The organism is Aeromicrobium sp. UC242_57, assembly GCF_044452305.1.
GTDB lineage: Bacteria > Actinomycetota > Actinomycetes > Propionibacteriales > Nocardioidaceae > Aeromicrobium.
In genome coordinates, this window is record NZ_JBIOAM010000001.1 from 153,292 (window position 1) to 173,992 (window position 20,701).

At 67.7% G+C, this 20,701-nt stretch carries 17 protein-coding genes and 8 pseudogenes; 17 read left to right on the forward strand and 8 right to left on the reverse strand.

Annotation, left to right across the window (positions count from 1 at the left end; genetic code table 11):
* Window positions 1-19 precede the first annotated feature (19 nt).
* Window positions 20-421 (forward strand): Gfo/Idh/MocA family oxidoreductase, encoded by a 402-nt coding sequence (locus ACHMWU_RS01055; protein WP_396041278.1) that lies wholly within the window; start codon window positions 20-22, stop codon window positions 419-421.
* On the opposite strand, the gene ACHMWU_RS01060 is transcribed toward ACHMWU_RS01055, so the two are convergent.
* Window positions 418-1,401, reverse strand: coding sequence for a LacI family DNA-binding transcriptional regulator (locus ACHMWU_RS01060; protein ID WP_396041280.1), 984 nt, complete (start codon window positions 1,399-1,401; stop codon window positions 418-420). The genes ACHMWU_RS01055 and ACHMWU_RS01060 overlap by 4 nt on opposite strands.
* Before the next feature lie 125 nt (window positions 1,402-1,526).
* On the opposite strand from ACHMWU_RS01060, the gene ACHMWU_RS01065 reads away from it, so the two are divergent.
* The 3 genes from ACHMWU_RS01065 to ACHMWU_RS01075 all read left to right on the forward strand — a co-directional run bounded on the left by ACHMWU_RS01065 (window position 1,527) and on the right by ACHMWU_RS01075 (window position 3,313).
* Window positions 1,527-1,772, forward strand: a complete 246-nt coding sequence (locus ACHMWU_RS01065; protein ID WP_396041282.1) for a Gfo/Idh/MocA family oxidoreductase — start codon at window positions 1,527-1,529, stop codon at window positions 1,770-1,772.
* Between the two features lie 53 nt (window positions 1,773-1,825).
* A complete protein-coding gene (locus ACHMWU_RS01070; RefSeq protein ID WP_396041283.1) occupies window positions 1,826-2,440 on the forward strand; it encodes a Gfo/Idh/MocA family oxidoreductase in 615 nt (204 codons plus the stop codon).
* A gap of 114 nt (window positions 2,441-2,554) precedes the next feature.
* Window positions 2,555-3,313, forward strand: a complete 759-nt coding sequence (locus tag ACHMWU_RS01075; RefSeq protein WP_396041284.1) for a TIM barrel protein — start codon at window positions 2,555-2,557, stop codon at window positions 3,311-3,313.
* On the opposite strand, the gene ACHMWU_RS01080 is transcribed toward ACHMWU_RS01075, so the two are convergent.
* Window positions 3,303-4,463 carry a LacI family DNA-binding transcriptional regulator gene (locus tag ACHMWU_RS01080; RefSeq protein WP_396041285.1) on the reverse strand — a complete coding sequence of 387 codons (1,161 nt, stop codon included), beginning with the start codon at window positions 4,461-4,463 and terminating at the stop codon, window positions 3,303-3,305. The two genes, ACHMWU_RS01075 and ACHMWU_RS01080, sit on opposite strands and share 11 nt — an antisense overlap.
* Window positions 4,464-4,577: 114 nt before the next feature.
* On the opposite strand from ACHMWU_RS01080, the pseudogene ACHMWU_RS01085 reads away from it, so the two are divergent.
* From ACHMWU_RS01085 to ACHMWU_RS01115, 7 genes and pseudogenes are all read left to right on the forward strand, one after another.
* Window positions 4,578-5,357, forward strand: a pseudogene (locus ACHMWU_RS01085) (phytanoyl-CoA dioxygenase family protein); the annotation flags it as partial.
* A gap of 378 nt (window positions 5,358-5,735) precedes the next feature.
* Window positions 5,736-6,598 (forward strand): annotated as a pseudogene (locus tag ACHMWU_RS01090) (oxidoreductase).
* 35 nt (window positions 6,599-6,633) lie between these two features.
* Window positions 6,634-7,212 (forward strand): ATP-dependent Clp protease proteolytic subunit, encoded by a 579-nt coding sequence (locus tag ACHMWU_RS01095; RefSeq protein WP_396041814.1) that lies wholly within the window; start codon window positions 6,634-6,636, stop codon window positions 7,210-7,212.
* Window positions 7,209-7,810 (forward strand): annotated as a pseudogene (locus tag ACHMWU_RS01100) (ATP-dependent Clp protease proteolytic subunit). Before ACHMWU_RS01095 ends, ACHMWU_RS01100 begins: the two are co-directional and overlap by 4 nt.
* A 168-nt stretch (window positions 7,811-7,978) precedes the next feature.
* Window positions 7,979-9,249, forward strand: a pseudogene (gene clpX, locus ACHMWU_RS01105) (ATP-dependent Clp protease ATP-binding subunit ClpX).
* A gap of 28 nt (window positions 9,250-9,277) precedes the next feature.
* Window positions 9,278-9,421, forward strand: a complete 144-nt coding sequence (locus ACHMWU_RS01110) for a hypothetical protein (protein ID WP_396041287.1) — start codon at window positions 9,278-9,280, stop codon at window positions 9,419-9,421.
* A 22-nt stretch (window positions 9,422-9,443) separates the two neighbouring features.
* Window positions 9,444-10,430, forward strand: coding sequence for a saccharopine dehydrogenase family protein (locus tag ACHMWU_RS01115; RefSeq protein ID WP_396041289.1), 987 nt, complete (start codon window positions 9,444-9,446; stop codon window positions 10,428-10,430).
* A 15-nt stretch (window positions 10,431-10,445) separates the two neighbouring features.
* Here the strand turns inward: ACHMWU_RS01115 and valS are convergent.
* The 3 genes and pseudogenes from valS to ACHMWU_RS01130 all read right to left on the reverse strand — a co-directional run.
* Window positions 10,446-13,067 (reverse strand): annotated as a pseudogene (gene valS, locus ACHMWU_RS01120) (valine--tRNA ligase).
* An 11-nt stretch (window positions 13,068-13,078) separates the two neighbouring features.
* Entirely contained in the window at window positions 13,079-14,080 is a 1,002-nt protein-coding gene (locus ACHMWU_RS01125) for an MMPL family transporter (RefSeq protein WP_396041815.1), read from the reverse strand.
* Window positions 14,081-14,161: 81 nt separating this feature from the next.
* Window positions 14,162-15,126: pseudogene (locus ACHMWU_RS01130) on the reverse strand (MMPL family transporter); the annotation flags it as partial.
* A 522-nt stretch (window positions 15,127-15,648) separates the two neighbouring features.
* Here ACHMWU_RS01130 and ACHMWU_RS01135 point away from each other — a divergent pair.
* The 5 genes and pseudogenes from ACHMWU_RS01135 to ACHMWU_RS01155 all read left to right on the forward strand — a co-directional run.
* The gene (locus tag ACHMWU_RS01135; RefSeq protein WP_396041291.1) at window positions 15,649-16,986 is read left to right on the forward strand and encodes a bifunctional folylpolyglutamate synthase/dihydrofolate synthase; all 1,338 of its coding nucleotides are present in this window, start codon (window positions 15,649-15,651) and stop codon (window positions 16,984-16,986) included.
* A gap of 22 nt (window positions 16,987-17,008) precedes the next feature.
* A complete protein-coding gene (locus tag ACHMWU_RS01140) occupies window positions 17,009-17,344 on the forward strand; it encodes a DUF4233 domain-containing protein (RefSeq protein WP_396041816.1) in 336 nt (111 codons plus the stop codon).
* 41 nt (window positions 17,345-17,385) lie between these two features.
* On the forward strand, window positions 17,386-17,799 hold the full coding sequence (locus ACHMWU_RS01145) for a hypothetical protein (protein ID WP_396041292.1): 414 nt from the start codon (window positions 17,386-17,388) through the stop codon (window positions 17,797-17,799).
* Window positions 17,789-18,034, forward strand: a complete 246-nt coding sequence (locus ACHMWU_RS01150; protein WP_396041294.1) for a hypothetical protein — start codon at window positions 17,789-17,791, stop codon at window positions 18,032-18,034. Before ACHMWU_RS01145 ends, ACHMWU_RS01150 begins: the two co-directional genes overlap by 11 nt.
* Window positions 17,974-18,159: pseudogene (locus ACHMWU_RS01155) on the forward strand (hypothetical protein); the annotation flags it as partial. The gene ACHMWU_RS01150 and the pseudogene ACHMWU_RS01155, both read left to right, overlap by 61 nt.
* A 112-nt stretch (window positions 18,160-18,271) precedes the next feature.
* On the opposite strand, the gene ACHMWU_RS01160 reads toward ACHMWU_RS01155, so the two are convergent.
* The 3 genes from ACHMWU_RS01160 to ACHMWU_RS01170 form a co-directional block, all read right to left on the reverse strand.
* A complete protein-coding gene (locus ACHMWU_RS01160; RefSeq protein WP_396041861.1) occupies window positions 18,272-18,829 on the reverse strand; it encodes a hypothetical protein in 558 nt (185 codons plus the stop codon).
* A gap of 82 nt (window positions 18,830-18,911) precedes the next feature.
* Complete coding sequence (locus ACHMWU_RS01165; protein ID WP_396041295.1) at window positions 18,912-19,418, reverse strand: hypothetical protein; 507 nt, start codon at window positions 19,416-19,418, stop codon at window positions 18,912-18,914.
* Window positions 19,419-19,453: 35 nt separating this feature from the next.
* Window positions 19,454-20,083 (reverse strand): glycosyltransferase family 2 protein, encoded by a 630-nt coding sequence (locus tag ACHMWU_RS01170; protein WP_396041297.1) that lies wholly within the window; start codon window positions 20,081-20,083, stop codon window positions 19,454-19,456.
* Between ACHMWU_RS01170 and ndk the strand changes: the two are divergent.
* Window positions 20,075-20,483 (forward strand): annotated as a pseudogene (gene ndk, locus ACHMWU_RS01175) (nucleoside-diphosphate kinase). The gene ACHMWU_RS01170 and the pseudogene ndk overlap by 9 nt on opposite strands.
* The last annotated feature ends 218 nt before the right edge of the window (window positions 20,484-20,701 follow it).

A 20,701-nucleotide genomic window follows, 5' to 3' on the forward strand; every position in this document is an offset into this window, starting at 1 on the left:
CCGGGTCGAGTCGCCGATCGTGGACGGCTTCCGCGATCCGCAGCTCGCGACGATCTGGACGCGGGACGGGGTCATGGTGACGGCCGAGGTGTTCGTCAACGCCGGGTACGGCTACGACGTCCGCTGCGAGGTCGTCGGCAGCCGGGGGACGTCCTCGCTGGTCCCGACGCCCTCGGTCAGCACCCGCATCGCAGGCGTCGACGGCGTCCCGGTCCGCGACGACTTCGTGGCTCACTTCGCCGACGCCTACCGGATCGAGCTGTCGGCCTGGGCCGAGGCTGCTCTGACCCGTCAGGTCGAGGGGCCGAGCGCGTGGGACGGCTACGTCGCCAACGTGGCCGCCGAGGCCGGCGTCGCGTCATTGGCCTCGGGAGTGCGCGAGAGCGTCGATCCGGGGGATCGGCCGGCGTTGTACGCCTAGCCCCTGACCGGGCCGGTCGTGCTGCGCGCCACGAGATGGGGCGTCAGCACGACCTCCTGCGCCCGGCCACCGGCCAGGAGCGACAGGGCGCCGTCGATCGCGCTCTCGGCCATCTCGGCGGCATTCTGCGAGATCGTCGACATCTGGGCGTGGGGGCCTATCGCCAGGCGTGAGTCGTCGTAGCCGATCACTGAGACGTCGGCGGGAACGTCGCGGTGCCGACGTACCAGCAGGTCGAGCGCGCCGGCGGCGCAACGGTCGTTGAAGGCCACGATCGCGGTGACGTTGGGCAGGCTGGTCAGCAGGTCGGCCGTGGCCTCGAATCCCTCGGCCTCGGTCGGACCTCCGGCCACCACGAGGGGGACCAGGCCGCGACGCTGGCACGCCTCGGCGAACCCGAGACGTCGGTCGTCGGCACCTGGTGCGTGGCCGCCGTCGACGTGCACGATGTGCCGGTGGCCGAGCGCGACGAGATGATCGACCGCCAGCCCGACACCTTCGACGTCATTGCTGCGCACCGACGAGATCGTGTCGGCCTCGCTGCGTCGGGCGACCAGCAGCAGCGGCACCCGTTCTGCCGTCGTGGCCAAGGCCTCGTCGCTGAGGGTCGATCCGAGGAGCACGCCGACCTCGCAGCGTTCGCGCAGCAGCGCCCTCAAGGCTGTGTCCTCGTCACGGGTCGGGGCGACTGCGCTGATCGCGAGGTCGTAGCCGTGACGGGCAGATGCGGCGTACAGGTGCTCGACGATGTCGCCGTGGAAGGGCTGGTGCAGGTCGAAGGTGACGCCGATGAGTCGCGATGACGTCTGCCTGAGCTTGCGGGCACGCTCGTCAGGGACGTAGCCCATCTGGTCGGCTACCTCGCGGATCCGGCGTCGCGTCTCGTCGCTGGCGCCGGGCACGTCGCGCATGACGATCGACACCAGGGCGGTGGACACCCCCGCAGCGCGTGCGACGTCGGCCTGGGTCGGATCGGCCACGGATGCTCCTGTCGAGGCTGGTGGAGGTTGGGCTGGTTGACGGTGGATCGGGGCTCGAGTATATCCTCATCTGACTAGTACGTACTAGTCCTGTTATTGCAGGTTATTCGTGAAGGTGGTTCGCTGTGTCGACTCCCGTTCGGATCGGGCTCGTAGGTGCCGGTCGCATTGGCGCGTCCCACGCGTCCGTGATTGCTCGACGGGTCCCTGAGGCCCAGCTGGTGGCCATCGCCGACCCGCGCCCCGGCGCCGCAGCCGACGTGGCCGAACCGCTCGGTGCCCGCGCAGAGACCTCCGTCGAGGCGGTTCTTGCCGCCGACGACATCGACGCCATCGTCATCGCGGCGTCCTCGACCGCGCACTCTCGCTGATCATCGCCGCAGCAGAGGCCGGCAAGCACGTCTTCAGCGAGAAGCCCGCTGGGATGTCGCTCGACGAGATCCACGCCGCCCGCTCCGCCGCCGCACGGGCCGGGGTCGTCTTCCAGGTCGGGTTCAACCGGCGCTTCGCCCGCGAGTTCATCGCCGCCCACGACCTGATCGTCGCGGGAGAGCTGGGGACGGTGCGACAGCTTCGCTCGCTGACTCGGGACCCGGGCCGCGGCCCCGCCGACGCCGACGCGGTGCCCGAGTGGACGATCTTCACCCAGACGTTGATCCACGACTTCGACACGCTCAACTGGCTCAACCCAGGTGCGCGCGCCGTCGACGTCGTCGCGACTGCCGGATCGCTGACAGCACCCGGACACCCCACCTTGCTCGACCACGCCACCGTCGTCATCCGCTACGACAACGGCGCGATCGCAACGGCCGAGGCGAGCTTCGCCGCGACCTACGGCTACGACGTGCGGGGTGAGGTGCTCGGCTCCGAGGGCATGGTCACGATGGGTGAGGGCGCCCAGTCGTCCTTGCGGCTGCACAACGCGGGCGGCCGCTCGGCCACGACGTCGCACAGCGACACCGGCTGCTGCTCGACGCCTACACCGCCGAGTTCGCCGAGCTCGCCGCTGCGGTGCAGGAGGGACGCGCAGCGAGCGTGACCGGTGACGACGCCTTCGACGCCTACGCGATCGCCCAGGCGTCGATTGACTCGATGACGACCGGAGCCCGGGCGGAGGTGGCCCGATGAGCTCACCCTCGCGATCTGCTCCGAGATGGTCTACACGGACCTGCCGCACCTCGAACGTGTCGAACGGATCCACGCTGCGGGATTCGCCGCCGAGATCTGGGACTGGACCCAGAAGGACGCTGGCGCGCTGGCCGCGACCGGGGCGACGTTCACGTCGATGACCGGCTACGTCGCGGGCGACCTCATCACTCCCGACGGGACCGACGGCTGCTGCGCACGGCGGAGCTTGTCGATCCCGTTCGCCCAGGCGATCGGTTCGCCGTCGCTCAACCTGCATGGCACGGGCCTGGGGGAGGGTGGCATCCCGGTGCGTCCGGTCGAGGTCGTCACCGGAGACATGTGGCTTGCCGCAGTCCGCACGCTGACTCGTGTCGCGGAGCTCGGCGAGACCCACGGCGTGACGTTCGTGCTGGAGAACCTCAACACCGAGGTCGATCACCCCGGGACCCCGTTCGCGAAGGCTGCCGACACGCTGGCGCTCGTCGCAGCGGTCGACAGCCCGCACCTGAAGATGAACCTCGACCTGTACCACGCGCAGATCGGCGAGGGGAATCTCGTCGAGCTCGTCCGGCGGGCCGTCCCGCATGTCGGAGAGGTGCAGGTCGCCGACGTCCCGGGACGCTGCGAGCCCGGCACGGGTGAGGTGCGCTGGTCGTTCGTCGCGCAGGCGCTGGCCGATGCCGGCTACGACGGCGTCGTCGCGATGGAGGCTTTCGCGTCGATCCCGGGGACGGCGGGCAGCGATCTTGCACTCGCAGCCTTCCGCGAGGCCTTCACCCTCTGACCCCCTTCCCCCTGACGAGGTGGTTGTTGCCCCTTGGCGAGGTGGTTGTCGCCCTACGCCTAGGGCCGTAACCACCTCGTCGGAGGGCGGTAACCACCTCGTCAGGGAAGGTTGGGTTAGTGGGGAGGAAGGCGCTTGGTTCGTTGTAGGGCGTGACGACCTGGATATGGGACGGCAGGGAGTGGACGGGGCCTGGGAGGGCGCTGTTGGCCTGCAGGATGACCCGGCAGGCCCGGCGCATGTCGGCACGCAGGTCGTGGTGCAGCACCGCTGACAGCCGTCGTTGACGCAGCAGGGCCGAGTTGTCCTGGTCGAGGTCGTGCGCGACGAAGGCCCGACACGGCCGGCCGGTCAGACGGAACGCCTCGAGTGTCGCCAGGTTGCCTCCGCCGATCGAGTAGACCGCGTCGACGTCAGGGTGCGTCGCCAGCGCTGCACGGACGGTGTCGAGCATCGAGGCATCAAGACCGTCGGTGCCGCCGATCTCGTGCACGGGTCGTCCCGGCGCGAGCTCGGCCCACGTGTCTCGGAACCCCAGAGCACGGTCGTCCTCGCCGCGGAACGTCGAGCTGCTGAGCGTCATCAGCACCGACCCGGCCGAGCCCGACGTCCACTGCGCCACCAGGTAGGCGGCCGTGGCGCCTGCCGCGCGGTTGTCGATCCCGATGTACGCGATCCGGCGGCTGTCCGGCACGTCGGTCACGAGGGTCACGACGGGGATGCCGCGGTCGGCCAGGTCGGCGATGGCAGCGGCGACCTCGGGGGCGTCCGGCGCCTTGAGGATCACCCCGTGGGAGCCGCGGCGGCCGATCCGGTCGAGCACCCGCACGACCTCGGCCGGGGAGCTCGTCTCCTGCAGGTGGAACCGCGACCGCATCGCAGCTGGCCGTAGCTGCGGCGGCTCGGCCTCCAGGGCCGACCGGACGGCAGACGAGAACCGCGCTGGTGTCTGCATCACGAGGTCGACGAGGTACGTCCGTGCGCCGATCCGCAGCTGCGAGGCCTGCCGGTCGAGGTCGGCGATGGCCTGCTCGACCTCGGCGACCGTGCTGGCGCGCACCCCGGGACGCCCGTGGAGGACCCGGTCGACCGTGGCCAGGCTGAGGCCGGACTGCTGGGCGATCTCGCGCAGCCGGTAGGGGTGTCCCATGAGCAGTACCTGTCCGTGACCCGATCGTGTATGAGGTGTTTTTGAGGTGTTTGACCTCTCCGGAAGCCTAGCGCGAGAACTACCGTCGAGGGGTACCCGAATCGAGGAGCACACATGACCAGCACCATCAGAGCTGTCCGCCTGCGGGAGTCCGACTGCGACATCGACGACTTCGACGACGTCGTCCGGTCCACGACGGACCCGACCGACTACCGGCTCGCCGACGACGTCGACCACGGCGTCCTGATCTACGACTCCGAGGTCCTGAGACACGCAGATCCCGTCGAGGCAGAAGGCGAGCTCGCCCGAGCGCTCAGCGACGGCCCCGGCATCGTCGTGCTGAAAGGCGCCTACCCGGATCACTCCGTCGTCGACCGGGTCACGGCAGTCTTCGACGAGATCATCGCCGACGAGCGGCACGCCGGCACTGCGCCGGGCGACCACTTCGCCAAGCCCGGAGCCAACAGCCGGGTCTGGAACGCGTTGGAGAAGCTCGCGCTGCGCGATCCCGGGGCGTTCGTCGACTACTACGCCAACGACATCCTCGCCCTGATCTCCCGGGCCTGGCTCGGGCCCGGCTACCAGGTGACCTCGCAGGTCAACGTCGTCCGCCCCGGCGGCGCCGCGCAAGACCCGCACCGCGACTACCACCTGGGCTTCTTGTCCAACGAGGCCGTCGAGCGCTACCCGGCGCACGTCCACGTCCTGTCGCCGACCCTGACCTTGCAAGGGGCTGTCGCGCACTCCGACATGCCCGTGGAGAGCGGCCCCACGATGTACCTGCCGCACTCGCACAAATACGTCCCCGGCTACCTCGCCTGGCGGCTGCCGGAGTTCCGTGAGTACTTCGCCGAGCACCACGTGCAGCTGCCACTGGCCACGGGAGACGCGGCCTTCTTCAACCCCGCGCTGTTCCACGGGGCCGGCACCAACGTCTCGGCCGACGTCCAGCGCATGGCCAACCTGCTGCAGGTGTCGTCAGGCTTCGGCCGCGCCATGGAGTCGGTCGACCGGGCCCGCATGTCGAAGGCGGTCTACCCCGGTCCTCGCCGCACGGCGGGGAGCTGGCACGGATCCGACCCAGCTCGCCAACGCGATCGCGGCGACGGCGGAAGGCTACCCGTTCCCGACCAACCTCGACCGCGACCAACCGATCGGCGGGCTGACCCCGTTGGCCCAGAGCGAGCTTGCTGCAGCAGGCGCTCACCGAGGGTTGGTCGTCGGCGCAGGTCGATGACGCGATCGACGCCTACACCGACCGCCGCCGGACCGATGGCTGAGCGCCTCCTGGACGGCAAGATCGTCCTGGTCAGCGGCGGGACCCAAGGGGTCGGCGGGGCAGCAGCCCGTGCAGCCGTCGCCGCAGGAGCCTCGGTCGTCGTCACCGGACGTCGCCGCGACGTCGGTGAGGCATTCGTGCGGGACCTCGGTGACGCCGCGAGCTTCGTGCAGTGCGACGTCGCCGACGTCGCCCAGGCGCAGGCGGCCGTCGCAGCGACGATCGAGCGGCACGGACAGATCGACTCGCTGGTCAACGCGGCAGGCCTGACCAGCAGGGGCGCGCTGCTCGACACCACGCCCGGCTGTTCGACCAGCACGTCGCGGTCAACCTGCGCGCACCGTTCTTCCTGATGCAGGCGGCGGTCGCCGACATGGTCGGACGCGGCGCCCCGGGAACTGTCGTCAACATCCTCACGATGTCCTCGCACGGTGGGCAGCCCTTCCTGGCGGCCTACTCCTCGACGAAGGCCGGCCTCGCGGGCCTGACCCGCAACGTCGCCCACGCCCACCGCTGGGACCGCATCAGGGTCAACGGCATCAACATCGGCTGGACCGAGACCGAGGGCGAGGACGCCGTGCAGCGCGAGTTCCACGGCGCCGACGACACCTGGTTGGAGCAGGCGAACGCATCCCAGCCGATGGGCCAGCTCGGCAGGTCGACGACATCGCGGCACTCGTCGTCCTGCTCCTGTCGGAGCGCAGCGGAGTCGTCACGGGCTCGGTCATCGACTGGGATCAGCAGGTCCTGGGCGGCCTGGATTGAGGGGACGGACGGCGGTGCGCGTATGCCATCAGCGAACAGCCGTGTTTTCGCGTGTGTTCGTCGCACCGGCCGTCTAGGTTTGGGGACGTGAACACATCGGACAGCTCCAGCCCACTCCTCCCCAGGATGGCCGGCGAGGCCGGCCCCTCCGATCTTGACGGCCACATCTACCAGCGCCTCCTCAAGGAACGCATCGTGTTTCTCGGCTCGGAGGTGCGCGATTCCAACTCGAACGCGATCTGCGCCCAGATGCTCCTGCTGAACGCCGAAGATCCGCAGGCCGACATCTTCTTGTACATCAACTCGCCCGGCGGCTCGGTCGACTCCGGCATGGCGATCTACGACACGATGCAGTTCATCTCGAACGACGTCGCGACGTTCGGCATGGGCCTGGCGGCCTCGATGGGTCAGTTCCTGCTGGCTGCGGGCACTGCCGGCAAGCGCTACGCCCTGCCGCACGCCCGCATCATGATGCACCAGCCCTCCGGCGGCATCGGCGGCTCGGCATCGGACATCAAGATCCAGGCTCAGCAGAGCGTGCTGCTCAAGAAGCAGCTCAACGAGCTGCAGTCGCTGCACAGCGGCCAGACCGTCGAGCAGATCGAGCTCGACTCCGACCGCGACCGGTGGTTCACGCCGTCGCAGGCCAAGGAGTACGGCCTCATCGATCACGTCGTCAAGACCGCAGGAGACCTCACCTCATGAGCTACTACATCCCGCAGTGGGAAGAGCGCACGTCCTACGGCTTCCGGCGCATCGACCCCTACACCAAGCTCTTCGAAGACCGCATCATCATGCTGGGCACCCCGATCAGCGACGACGTGGCCAATGCGGTCATGGCGCAGCTCATGAGCCTGCAGGCCATGGACCCCGATCGTGACATCAGCATCTACATCAACAGCCCCGGTGGATCGTTCACCGCGTTGACGGCGATCTACGACACGATCCGCTACATCAAGCCCGACGTGCAGACGCTGTGCCTGGGTCAGGCCGCCTCGGCAGCAGCGATCCTGCTGGCCGCCGGAACGCCGGGCAAGCGCCTGGCACTGCCCAACAGCCGCATCCTGATCCACCAGCCCTACACCGAGGGCACGGGCGGACAGATCTCCGACCTCGAGATCCAGGCCAACGAGATCTTCCGGATGCGTAGCTGATGGAGAAGATGCTGTCCGACGCGACCGGCAAGTCGATCGAAGAGGTCAGCAAGGACGTCGACCGCGACAAGATCCTCACGGCGCAGCAGGCTGTCGAGTACGGCCTGGTCGACGAAGTCCTCGACACGCTCAAGGTCCCGGCCAACTAGCCACTCTCATCACGGGCTTCGGTGTGGTGACCGAGCCGAGGTGCCCTTTCGCCGCTACGGTGGATGGCACGTCGTCTCGGTCACACGCTTTCCGGGGGATCAACCCTCAGGTACAGCGAAGTCTCCATCGCAGGCGTGGACACGTCTTGGTAGGAAGGGTCTCTCCCCATGGCACGCATTGGTGAAACAGCCGATCTGCTCAAATGTTCTTTCTGCGGAAAGAGCCAGAAGCAGGTCAAGAAGCTGATTGCCGGTCCCGGCGTCTACATCTGCGACGAGTGCATCGACCTGTGCAACGAGATCATCGAGGAAGAGCTCGCCGAAGGTGCTGAGCTGAGCCTGGGCGAGCTGCCCAAGCCGCAAGAGATCTTCGACTTCCTCAACGGGTACGTCATCGGTCAGGACGGCGCCAAGAAGTCGTTGGCCGTCGCGGTCTACAACCACTACAAGCGGGTCCAGGCGCAGGCCGCTGGCGGCCGTGGCAAGGAAGACCAGGTCGAGCTGGCCAAGTCCAACATCCTGCTGGTCGGACCGACCGGATGTGGAAAGACCTACCTGGCGCAGACGCTTGCCCGCATGCTCAACGTGCCGTTCGCGATCGCTGATGCGACGGCGTTGACCGAGGCCGGCTATGTCGGCGAAGACGTCGAGAACATCCTGCTCAAGCTGATCCAGGCCGCAGACTACGACGTCAAGAAGGCCGAGACGGGCATCATCTACATCGACGAGGTCGACAAGATCTCGCGCAAGTCCGAGAACCCGTCGATCACGCGTGACGTCTCGGGCGAGGGCGTGCAGCAGGCGCTGCTGAAGATCCTCGAGGGCACGACGGCATCGGTTCCGCCGCAGGGCGGACGCAAGCACCCGCACCAGGAGTTCATCCAGATCGACACGACCAACGTGTTGTTCATCGTCGGCGGCGCATTCGCCGGCCTCGACCAGATCATCGAGGGTCGCAGCGGCAAGATGAGCCTGGGCTTCAACACGGCCAAGCAGGACATCGGCGCCACGGCCGAGCCGCACAAGCTGTACTCGAAGGTGCTGCCCGAAGACCTGCTGAAGTTCGGTCTGATCCCCAGTTCATCGGTCGTCTTCCGGTCATAGCCGCGGTCGACAACCTCGACAAGGATGCGCTCGTCGCGATCTTGACCCAGCCGCGCAATGCGCTGACCAAGCAGTATGTGCGACTGTTCGAGATCGACGGTGTCGAGCTGGAGTTCAGCCAGGAGGCCAATGAGGCGATGGCCGAGCTGGCGCTCGAGCGCGGCACGGGTGCTCGTGGTCTGCGCTCGATCATCGAAGCAGTGCTCGAGCCGGTCATGTACGAGATTCCCGGTCGCGACGACGTCGCCAAGGTCATCGTCACGGCGGCAACGGTCGCTGGCACGGCGAACCCCGAGGTCCTGACTCACGACGAAGTGGCCAAGAAGGCTTCTTAGCGGTTGCCGAGGTGGGTAGGTTGACGGCATGACTTCTGTCGACATCGCCCTGCTCGGCGCCACGGGGTTCACCGGCGCGCTGACGGCCGACTACCTGAGCACGCACCTTCCGCCCGGCGCCACCTGGGCGATCGCGGGTCGCAGCTGCGTCCAAGCTCGCTGCGATCGCTGATCGAGTCGAGACCCTGGGCGGGGTGCGCCCAGAGATCATCATGGCCGACACGCAGGACGCGGCGTCGATGGCGGCCCTGGCGCAGAGCACCCGGGTGCTCATCACGACAGTGGGTCCGTACATCCAGCACGGTGAGCCTGCGGTCAAGGCTGCTGCCGAGGCCGGCATCGCCTACGTCGATCTGACGGGCGAGCCGGAGTTCGTCGACCGCATGTGGCTGAAGTACGACAGCATCGCCCGGCAGAGCGGCGCACGCCTCGTGCATGCGTGCGGGTTCGACTCCATCCCGTACGACCTCGGTGTGCTGTTCACGGTCGAGCAGCTGCCCGAGGGCGTCCCGATCACGGTCGAGGGCTACATCCGCGCCGGTGGGGTGGCCTCCGGCGGGACGTACCATTCGGCGATCGGAGCATTCGCGCGAGTCCGTCAGGCCGGCCAGACAGCGGCCGAGCGCAAGAAGCACGAAGAACGTCCTGAAGGGCGCAGGGTGCGTGGTGGCGGCAAGATCGGTCGCGGTGCAGGTGGTACGGGGTGGGCGCTGCCGTTGCCGACGATCGATCCGCAGATCGTGCTCCGGTCGGCCAGGTCGTTGGAGCGGTACGGCCCAGAGTTCAGCTACTCCCACTTCGCCCAGTTCAAGCGACTGCCCATGATGATCGGGACCGTGGCCGGGGGAGCGTTCCTGCTGGCTGGTGCGCAGCTCAAGCCCACCCGCTCGCTGCTGCTCAAGCTCAGGTCTCCGGGTGACGGTCCGTCGGAGGACAAGCGGGCGTCCTCGTGGTTCAAGCTGCGGCTGATCGGTTCGGGCGGTGGCAAGACTGTCACGACGCAGGTCAGTGGCGGCGATCCCGGCTACACCGAGACCGCCAAGATGCTGAGCGAGTCGGCGCTGTGCCTGGCTTTCGACGAGCTGCCGCAGGTGTCAGGGCAGACCACGACGGCCGTGGCCATGGGCGACAAGCTGATCGACCGCCTGCAGGCCGCAGGCATCACGTTCGAGACCCTCTAGCACCTCTTCTGTCGTCTACTCGGGCTGGGCAGGGGTGGCCTGCACGGTGAACCCCTCTGCGGTCTCGTCTGCGGTCAGCGTGGGCTCGGCGGTGACGCGCCCGGCAGCCAGGACGTCGGGCAGAGCCGAGGACAGCTGTTCGAGCGCAGTGGCGGTGCCGGTGACGGTGAGATTGACGATCTCGGTCTTCTGGCTGACCTTGGCGGTCGACTTGGCACCGCGGATGTCGGCGAGCACCGCGGCGGCAGCACTCAGGACGGCCGGGTCCTGAGCAGGTGTGGTCAGGTCGGTCGAGCTGACCGGCCACGCGGCGCGGTGGATCGAGCCCTTTTGCCACCACGACCAGACCTCTTCGGTCACGTAGGGCAGGAACGGCGCGAGCAACCGCAGCTGGACCGACAGGGCCAGGACGAACGCGCTCTTGGCCGAGGTACCTGCGGCATCGTCACGGCGTGAACGTTCCTTGACCAGCTCGAGGTAGTCATCGCAGAAGTCCCAGAAGAACTTCTCGGTGACCTCGAGTGCCGTGGCGTAGTCGAACTCGTCGAAGGCCGCGGTCGCCTCGTCGACGACCAGGCGCAGCTTGGTCAGCATCGCCAGGTCGATCGGCTCGGTGACCTGCGCCGGGTCGAGGAAGGACGCATCGGCGCCGAGACCGTACTGCTCTTCTGAGGCCAGCACGAACTTGCTGGCGTTGAGCACCTTCATGGCGAGACGTCGACCGACTTTCATCTGGGCCTCGTCGAAGGGCGAGTCGGTGCCCGGTCGAGCGCCGGCGGCGCGCCACCGCACCGCGTCGGCTCCGTACTTGGTCAAGATCTGATCAGGCACGACCACATTGCCCTTGGACTTGCTCATCTTCTTGCGGTCGGGATCGACCACGAAGCCGGAGATCGTGGCATTGCGCCACGGCGCGACACCGTGCTCGAGGTGAGCACGCACGACGCTGGAGAACAGCCAGGTGCGAATGATGTCGTGTGCCTGCGGACGGACGTCCATCGGGAAGGTGCGCTCGAACAGGTCGTTGTCGGACTCCCAGCCGCAGACGATCTGCGGTGTCAGGGACGACGTGGCCCACGTGTCGAGGACATCGGGATCGGCCATGAAGCCGCCGGCCTGGCCGCGCTGCGACTCGTCGAAGCCATCGGGTGCCTGGGCGGCGGGATCGACCGGAAGGCTGGCCTCGTCGGCCAGGATCGGGTTGTCGTAGTCGGGCTCGCCAGCCTCGTCGAGGCGGTACCAGACGGGGAAGGGGATGCCGAAGAAGCGCTGGCGTGAGACCAGCCAGTCGCCGTTGAGCCCATCGATCCAGTTGGTCAGACGTGACTGCATGTACTCGGGGACCCAGTTGATCTCGTCGCCGCGAGCCACCAGAGCCGTACGCAGATCGGCTGACCGGCCGCCGTTGGTGATGTACCACTGGCGGGTCGAGACGATCTCGAGCGGCTTGTCGCCCTTCTCGTAGAAGTTGGCCATGCGCTGGGTCGACTTGGGGTCGCCGTCGAGATCGCCGGAGGCCTTGAGGCCCTCGACGACCAGCTCGCGGGCCGAGAACGTGGTCTTGCCGGCCAACGAGGTGTAGAGCTCGCGGCCCTCGTCGCTCGTGATCCACTCGGGGACGTCGGGCAGGATACGTCCGTCGCGGCCGATGATGGTGCGGTTGGGCAGCTGCAGCTCACGCCACCAGATGACGTCGGTCAGGTCGCCGAACGTGCAGCACATCACGATGCCTGATCCCTTGTCGGGCTCGGCAGCGGTGTGCGCGACGACCGGCACCTCGACGCCGAACAGCGGTGAGGTCACGGTCGTGCCGAACAGCGGCTGGTACCGCTCGTCGTCGGGATGCGCGATCAGCGCGACACAGGCGCCGATCAGCGGGGCGGGTCGTCTCGATATAGACGGGGGAGCCTTCGGCTCCGGGGGTTTCAAGGGTTGGGGTGAAGGCCACCCGGTGGTAGGCGCCGGGGTACTCGCGCGCCTCGAGCTCGGCCTGGGCGACTGCTGTCTGGAAGGTGACGTCCCACAGGGTCGGAGCATCTTGCTGGTACGCCTCACCACGAGCGAGGTTGCGCAGGAAGGCGCGCTGCGAGACAGCACGCGAGCTGTCGCCGATCGTGGTGTAGGTCTGGCTCCAGTCCACGCTGAGGCCCAGCGTGCGCCACAGCTGTTCGAAGACCTTCTCGTCCTCCTGGACGAGGCGTTGCACAGCTCGATGAAGTTCTGGCGGCTGATCGGGATCTGCCGCTTGGGGTCGGGCTTCTCGGGCGGCGTGAAGTCGGCGTCGTACGGAAGCGAGGGATCGCACCGGACGCCGAAGTAGTTCTGCACCCGGCGCTCGGTCGGCAGGCCGTTGTCGTCCCACCCCATGGGGTAGAAGACTTCTTTGCCCTGCATGCGCTGGTAGCGCGCGATCAGGTCGGTGTGGGTGTAGGAGAACACGTGGCCCACGTGCAGCGAGCCCGAGACGGTCGGCGGCGGGGTGTCGATCGAGAACACCTGGTCGCGGGTCTTGCTGCGGTCGAAGCTGTAGGTGCCCTGCTGGGCCCACTCCTTCGACCAGGTGGCCTCGAGTCCTTCGAGAACGGGCTTCTCGGGAACGCCGGCCGTACCGCTGGTCTTGTCGAGTTCGCTAGTCACGACAGGCAAGTCTAGGTGTCGCTGGAGTACGTCAGGCTCTTGGCCCGCGCTGGCGTCTCGTCATCGGGCACGTCGTGCTTCTGAGCCAGCTGGCTGGGCCACCAGATGTGGCGGCCGATGTCGAGGTTGAGCGCCGTCACGAGGACCGATCGCACGATGATCGTGTCGAGCAGCACCCCCAGAGCCACGGCGAAGCCGAGCTCGGCCAGGAACACGATCGGCAGGGTCGCGAGGGCCGTGAACGTGCCGGCCAGGACGAAGCCGGCGGACGTGATGACGCCACCGGTCGCGGCCAGGCCGATCAGGGCACCACGGCGGGTGCCGAACCGGATGGACTCTTCGCGGACCCGGGTCATCAAGAAGATGTTGTAGTCGATGCCGAGCGCGACGAGGAACACGAAGGCGAACAACGGGAACGACGAGTCGGCGCCCTCGAAGCCGAACACGTGGCGGAACACCAGGGCGCTGATGCCGATCGCCGCTGCGAACGAGACCACCACGGTGATCAGGAGGATCACGGGCGCCGCGATCGACCGCAGCAGCAGGGCCAGGACGAGCAGGACCACGACCAGGATGATCGGGATGATCAGCTGGTTGTCGGCGCTGGAAGCGGCTTGGACGTCTTTGTTGACCGCAGTGTTGCCGCCGACAAGCGCATCGGCACCATCGACCGCGTGGACCGCGTCGCGGACGCGGTCGATCGTGGCGAAGGCGTCCTTGGAGTCAGGGGCCGACGTCAATGTGCCTTCGAGATAGGCGACAGGACTGGCGGCCGGGCTCTTGACCTCGACGGTGTCGGCGTCGATGCCGTCGGTGCCGGCGAAGGCGGTCTTGACCGCCTCGGCCGAGGGGCCGTTGGCGACGACGATGACGGGGGAGCCGGCACCGCCGGGGAAGTGCTCGGCGAGCTTTTGCTCGGCCAGGACGGACGGCTGCTCCTTGGTGAAGCTCTGCTCGTTGGTGAGCCCGTCGGCGTCGAGCTGGACGATGCCGAACGAGAACGCGATCAGCACCAGGGTCGTGACGATCCAGACGGCCCTCGGTGCCTTCTTGATGCGTCGGCCGACCTTGGCCCAGAATCCGGTCTCGGTGCGCAAGGGGTCGCCGAACCGGGGGATGAAGGGCCAGAAGATCCACCGGCCGACGATGACCAGCAGGGCCGGCAGCATCACGAGCATGACCAGTAAGGCGCAGGCGATGCCGGCGGCACCGACCGGACCGAGGCTGCTGGTGGAGTTCATCTGCGCGAACAGCAGGCACAGCAGGCCGATGATGACCGTGGCACCGCTGGCGAGGACGGCTGGTGCCGCACGGTGCAGAGCGTGCGCCATGGCCTCGTGCCGGTCTTCGTAGTTGTGCAGCCTTCGCGGTAGCGGGCCACGATCAGCAGGGCGTAGTCGACGCCTGCCCCCAGCACCAGGACGCTCAGGATGCCTGCGCTCTGACCGTTGACGGTCAGGTCGGCGTGCTTGGCGAGCAGGTAGACGACGCCCTGGGCGATGCCGACCGCCCCGACCCCGCAGAACAGGAACAGCAGGGCGAGCTGCAGGCTGCGATACGTGATCAGCAGGATGACGAACACGATCGCCACGGCGGCGAGCAGCAGGATGCCGTCGATACCGGCGAAGGCCTCGGCCTGGTCGGCTCCGAGCGCCGCCGGACCCGCCAGGCTCACGGTCAGACCGTTGGCGTCCTTGTCGGCGATGGCCCGGATGTCGTCGACCCGGTCGGGAAGGGCTTCCCAGCCGTCGTCGCTCATCCGGATCGTCGCGATGGTCTGCAGAGCCTTGCCGTCCTCGGACGGGATGGGGCCTGCGACATTGCCGTTGACGGTCTCGACCTGGCCGATCGCGGCGGTGTCGGCCTTGGCCTTGGCGAGGTCGGCTGGCGTGATGCCGCTCTCGCGGGTGTAGAGCACGACGGCGGCGATGTCGTCGGGATTGGTGAACTGCTCAGCCAGGTTGATGACCTTGGTCGACTCGGCGTCGCTGGGCAGCCACGAGGCGATGTCGTTGTCCTGCACGCTCGTGAGCTTGGAGCCGAACGAGCCCATGATCATGATGGCGAGCAGCGAGACCGCGAGCACGACCCACTTGACCCCAGTGATGGGTGATCCAACCAGCGATGCTGCGGTTCATGGGGGCCTCCTCGTGACGCGCCCGTGGCAAAAGGTGCCAGCCGTCCCATCATGGCGGAAGATCCCGACAATTTGAACGGTCATTGCAGCCTGATCGTGGGCAGGGCATCAGGACAGGCCGCCGGTATCGGGCAGTACGCCATCGTCGCAGCTCCGACTCCGCGGTGCCGGGGTCGTTCTTGCCGGCACCGTCTCGCTGCTGTCTCCTTCGTGGTCTGGATCTGTACCCGACTCGGGTCCCGGCTGGCGTGCAGCACGAGGTCGCTCACGTCGAGCCGATGAACTGGCAGGACGTGCCGCATCAGCGGTGCAGCCACGAACGCCGTGAGCAATCGAATGATGACTGCGTCTCGACACGCGGCTGACTCAAGCATGGACGACCCTCTCGTACGGGGGCGCAGGCACACGTGCCCGCCGTGTGGACGTGCTGCGATACTTGACGCAATGAACCCCAGCTACGCCGAGGTCGAGCAGCTGCTGCTCGGCCGGTGGCCTGAAACCCGCCTCGACCCGTCGCTCGACCGGATCGCCGCGATCTGCCGTCTGCTGGGCGATCCCCAGAAGGCCTACCCGGTCGTGCACCTGACCGGCACGAACGGCAAGACCTCGACGAGCAGGATGATCGACACCTTGCTGCGGGCGCTCGACCTGCGGACCGGGCGGTTCACGAGCCCGCACCTGCAGTCGATGACCGAGCGCATCTGTATCGATGGCGCGCCGCTCAGCGAACCGCTGTTCGTCGAGGCGTTCGCCGACGTCGCGGCCTACGCGCAGATCGTCGACGACTCGTCCGAGCATCCACTGTCGTACTTCGAGATGATCGTCGCGATGGCTTTCGCGGCCTTCGCCGACGCCCCGATCGACGTCGCCGTCGTCGAGGTCGGCATGGGCGGCTCCTGGGACGCGACGAACGTCGCCGACGGCCAGGTCGCCGTGATCACCCCGATCGGCGTCGACCACGCGGCCTATCTCGGCGACCGCCCCGAGATCATCGCGGTCGAGAAGGCCGGCATCATCAAGCCCGGCTCGCACGTGATCATCGCCGACCAGTCGCCCGAGGTCATGGACGTGCTGATCCAGCGGGCGCTCGAGGTGGGGTCGATCGCGCTGCGCGAGGGCGTCGACTTCGGCGTCAACGACCGGGTCACTGCGCTCGGCGGCCAGCAGGTCAGCCTGCAGGGCCTGGCCGGCGCCTACGACGAGATATTCCTGCCGCTGCACGGGGCACACCAGGCCCACAACGCCGCCTACGCGCTGGCTGCGGTCGAGGCCTTCACAGGTGGCAGCAAGCCGACCCCCGACCTGGTCAGGAGCGCGTTCTCGCAGGTCACGTCGCCCGGACGGCTCGAAGTCGTCCGCCGCAGCCCGACGGTCCTGCTCGACGCGGCGCACAACCCGCACGGGGCTGAAGCCACGATCCAGGCTGTGCAGGACGCGTTCTCCTTCAGCCCACTGATCGGTGTCGTCGGCGCGATGGCCGACAAGGACGTCGAGGAGATGTTGCGCGTCTTCGAGCCCGTCATGGCCGAGATCGTCTGCACCCAGAACAGCACGCCTCGCTCGATGCCCGCCGCCGAGCTGGCAGAGCTGGCGCGAGACATCTTCGGCGACGAACGGGTCAGCGTGGCCGACCGTCTTGACGATGCGCTCGAACGCGCTGTCGCGATGGCCGACGGCGGCGAGGGCGGCGACGACTCGATCGGCAGCGGCGGCGTGCTCGTGACCGGATCGGTCGTCACGGTCGGTGAGGCTCGCACCCTGCTCGGTGGTGCCGTCACATGAGAGGACTCGTCCTGTGAGAGGAATGTGCGCGGCCATGCTGACGCTCGAGGCCATCGTGCTCGGGTTGTCTGCTCCGGTCATGATCTCGGTCGAAGACGTCGACAAGGTCGCCGCGTTGACGATCGGGCTGGGCCTCGCGGTGCTGTGCATCCTGGTCGCCGGGTCGTTGCGTCGTCCGCAGGCCTATCTCGTGGGCCATGCGATCCAGGTCGCGGCGATCGCGATGGGATTCTTGGTGCCGATCATGTTCTTCGTGGGCGCGATGTTCGCGGCCCTGTGGTTCGGGGCGTTCTACCTGGGTCGCAAGATCGAGGACGACAAGGCCCGTTGGGCGCGCGAAGCAGCCGAGGGTCAGTGACGGCCGGGCCGGGGGCCGTCGATCGTCGCAAGCGGCAGGTCGTGGTCTATCCCGCGTGGTCGGAGAATCCGTACCTCACGCTCATCTACCTGGCCACTATCGCGCGAGGACATCCCTTCCGCGGAACCGTGGGTCTCGACAAGCTGATCGATCACCTGGGCACCTGCGGCCCGGACGACGTGCTGCACCTGCACTGGACTGCGCCGGTCTGCCAGGCCGTGGCCGACGCGGCAGAGGCGCGGCGACGTCTGGATCGGTTCGTGGCGGCCGTCGAGGAGTTCCGTGCCGCGGGCGGTCGCCTGCTGTGGACGATCCACAACCGCCTGCCGCACGATGTGCACCACCCCGAGCTGGAGGTCGAGCTGCAGGGTTTCCTCGCCCGAGCAGCCGACCGGGTCCACGTGATGTCTCCGAGCACCGTCGGCCGTGAGCGATGCTCGCACCGTGGACCCTGACCAGGTCGTCATGGTGCCGCACCCGAGCTATCAGGGTCTGTACGCCGACCGGCTGGGCGATCGCGAGCGCGCCAGGGAGGCACTTGGCGTCCCTCCCGATCGCCGGGCCGTGCTGTTCTTCGGCCAGCTGCGCCTTACAAGGGGCTGCAGCACCTGTTCGACGCGCTGGCCTCCATGGTCGAGGACGATCAGGAGGTTCCCGTGCTGCTGCTGGCTGGCCGGCCAGTCGGGATGAGCCTCGACGAGATCACAGCGGCGCTCCCGACAGGGATCGAGGTCGTGCGCGATCACCGGCACATCCCCGACTCCGAGGTGGCCAGCTGGTTCTCCGCAGCCGATCTCGCCGTGTTCCCCTACACGGCGATCCTCAACTCCGGCAGCATCCACCTCGCGGCGACGATGGGCGTGCCGGTGGTGGCGCCAGGAGAGACCACCTGCGGGAACAGTTCGTGGGCGAGGAGTGGATCCGGTTCTACGAGCCGACCAGGCCAGCAGAGGGGATCGCGGCGATCTTGCGGGACCCGGCATCGTATGACGCGCCGAAGGTCCAGATGCGAAGGTTCTCCGACCGGCTCGCTCCGTGGCGGGTGTCGCGCCAGATGGCCGATCTCATCGACTCCCTGTCACTCTTTTCTGCTTCCACGCCGGTCTTCAGGGCGATGATCATCTCGCCCCCGGACTGGTCACGTCCGATCAGCACGAGAGCGGCACGTCCGCCTGTCAACGCACGTGATGGGACACGCGCCTTCCACGGTCGTGTGGTGCCACCAGCGGCGGCTCGTCCGCTGGTGAGCCGGGCCCGGCCGACCTTGCGCAGACCGAGGTGATCGGTCACGGTCGCGATGGAGTCGATCGTGACCGGCTCGGGGGAATCGACAGTGCCCGACAGGTGCTCGTAGAACCTGGAGGCCTTCTGGTCGTCGAGGGTTGCCCTGGTGTGACGATGGCGTTGGAGACGGTCCGCTGCGGCCCTGTCTCCATCGTGCAGGGAGGTGAGGGCGAGTCCGAGCCTCAGGTTCAGTGATGCCATGGGCCCGGACGTCGTGAGGGTGCTGCGGGGGAGCTCGTCCAGCAGGCGAGCCAGGTCGTCGGTCGGCAGCCAGGCGCGCGGGCTACGCGCCAGGAGGGACTTGCGCAGCCCGCGTCGTATCCAGATGTCGGCGATCTCCTGATGAGAGATCAGGCGGTGGCCCTCGTCGGGACGGCCGCAGCACGTCGCTCCATGACGCGAGCCAGCTGCGGTCCGGCCTGGGTGGGGTCGGGGCTGTCAGCTGCAGTGCTCGTGCTGCCAAGGGCACCTCGCCCAGCTCGCACAGCGCAAGGATGAGGCGGCGTCGGCGACTGTTGATCGCGGGTATGTCGGACGAGTCGATCAGCGTGACCAGGGTGCGCAGCCGATCGGCGACCTCGGGATCGTCGGGTCCGTGCTCGAGATGCTCCTCAACCTGCTCCCAGGCAGGAGCGTCCGTGATCATCAGGGCATGGCGACGCCGAACCGCCTGGGTGCTGAAGCGCTCGAGCGCCTCAGCGCTCACGATCTCTTGCCCGAGATGATGTAGAAGTCGGGCTGTCGTGGAGGCCTGCGGAAGCTCCCTGTGCAGGTGGACGATGTCCGGCACGAGACGTATGTCGTGGGCAAGTCCGAACGCCCGTGTCATCGGCACCAGGTCGCTGGCGACGGACGCCTCCGGGAAGACCAAGCGATGCTGGTGCCAGAAGGCGGTCCGGAAGGCCTTGCCCCAGGTCGTTCGCAGCTGCAGGAGCGCCACGGTGCCTGACAGCGTGGTCGCACCGCTGGTCGTGCTGAACAGCGGCGATCCGGCATGCGGGTGGCGCGTACCTCCCGGCTGAACGTCAGGAAGTCGCCCACGACGATGTCGGGGAGTCTGTTGTGGCAGCCATCAGGGCGTCGAACCCGATGTTCGGCGACGAGGTCGGAGCCGTCGCAGAACACGAGGTAGCGGCCGCGTGCGACGGACACCCCGACGTCGCGGGCGCGTGAGCCGCTCATGCGCTTCGCGAGGACGACTCGAACACGCAGATCTGCGTCGGCGAGCTCGGCCACGATCTCGGGGGTCTCGTCCTGCGAGTCCGCGTCGACGACGACCAGCTCGAAGTCGGTGTGGCTCTGCGCCAAGACCGACTCCAAGGTCTCGCGGATCCATGGACCGGCGTCACGGCTCGTCACGATGACGCTGGCTGTGGGAGAACCGGGCGTGACAGCACGCCAGAAGGCTACTGTCCGGCGCGCAGCCTGCCCAGATAGGGTCGCACCATGGCACAACGCTCTTTGGTCCTGATCAAGCCCGATGCAGTACGACGTGGACTCGTGGGGCAGGTGCTGTCCCGGTTCGAGTCGAAGGGACTGACGCTCGTCGCGCTGGAGCAGCGGACGATCGACGCGGGTCAGGCTGATGCCCACTACGCCGAGCACGTCGAGCAGCCGTGGTACCCGCCGTTGCGCGAGTTCGCGATCTCCGGGCCGTTGGTGGCCCTGGTGCTCGAAGGTGACGAAGCGATCTCGGTCGTCCGCCTGCTGATCGGTTCGACCGATGGACGGCAGGCCGCGCCCGGCACGATCCGCGGAGACCTGTCGTTGTCCAACCGCGAGAACCTCGTCCACGCGTCCGATTCTGAAGAAGTCCGCCGCCCGCGAGATGGCCCTGTGGTTCCCGAACCTCTGAGTTCTCAGGCGTAGGTCGGCATGCGCAGGTGATGGACGACATCGTGGAAGAGCCGCGTACGTCCTCTGGAAGCCAGATCACCTGATTGGACATCGAGGCCATGTCGACGTCCTCCTGCATCGTCACCGCGTCGAGCACCTGGCGGGGGCGGCCCGGACGGGCGTCCTCCAGCTCGACCAGCGAGATGCGCATCGTGACGCCGAAGGGATTGGGATTGA